The organism is Mesorhizobium sp. M7A.F.Ca.US.006.04.2.1 (assembly GCF_004022915.1).
Lineage (GTDB): Bacteria > Pseudomonadota > Alphaproteobacteria > Rhizobiales > Rhizobiaceae > Mesorhizobium > Mesorhizobium ciceri.
This window is the reverse complement of the sequence record NZ_RZQA01001431.1, coordinates 1-854: the sequence shown is the minus strand read 5'-3', so window position 1 is coordinate 854 and position 854 is coordinate 1. Positions and strand designations below refer to the sequence as shown.

Annotated in this window: 1 protein-coding gene; it reads right to left on the bottom strand. The window is 64.4% G+C overall.

What is annotated here, in order from left to right; all coding sequences use genetic code 11:
- A partial coding sequence (locus tag EN925_RS37835; protein ID WP_128337462.1) for a hypothetical protein occupies nt 1-552 on the bottom strand: 552 nt, incomplete at its 3' end.
- Between the last annotated feature and the right edge of the window lie 302 nt (nt 553-854).

Here is an 854-nt window from a genome sequence, read left to right as displayed (position 1 = left end):
ATACTGCACTGGAGGCTCGCTCAGATATTTGCGGGTGTTCGGATCGCCCTGCTTGCTGTCGGCGAGGCGACGCTGGATCTCGGCGGCACGGCCCTTGTCGGAATCGGCCGGTGTCCATGCCGGCGGGTGGCTCGAGCCTGACTCCGCCATCGCCCTTTTCACCGAGGCCGGATCGGTTTGCACGTCGTCGACGATCTCCGACTGATAGGCCGGGTCGTTCTGATGGGCGGTGGCATCGGCGCGCAAGCGGGCGCGGCGCTGCTCGGGCGATTCGGGCCATTCGGCGCTCGCCGTCTCGATGCTGTCCTGCGGGGCCGGCAGCGCTTCCTTCTGGCCGGGCGCCGGCTTTACAAGCGTCGGACGCGGCTTGTAGTCGATCTGTTCCTTGCGCTTCGGCGCAAATGAAAAGGCGCCTGAAATATCGCCGGCCAGCTGTTCGCCGGCGGTCTTGTCGGTGCCGTAGGTCGGAGAGCCCATGCAGCCGGACAAAGCGAGGCCCGACGCGACAAGCGGCGCCAGCAGCGCCAGGCGCGCATTATATCTCTCGGTCATGCCAAAAAGTCCCACTCTAGACAGCCTCTCGATTGCCACCAGCCTTCTGGCCGGTCCCCATCGTCCAAGCACTTGCGACGGAAATCCGGCGACAATTTGTCTTCCGGAGTTTCGCGTGTTTACCTCAACCACTCGTTAAGGGCAACGCGCGGGCGGTTTTCACCCGCCCGGCGTGGCATTTGTGCACCGATCAAGCTGGCCGGCCTGTCAAAGCCGGCCAAGCGCCTTCAATTCATGCAGCACCGCCGCATCCCTGGCCGAAACATCCGGGAATTCCGGATCCTGGCCGATATCGGCGGGTG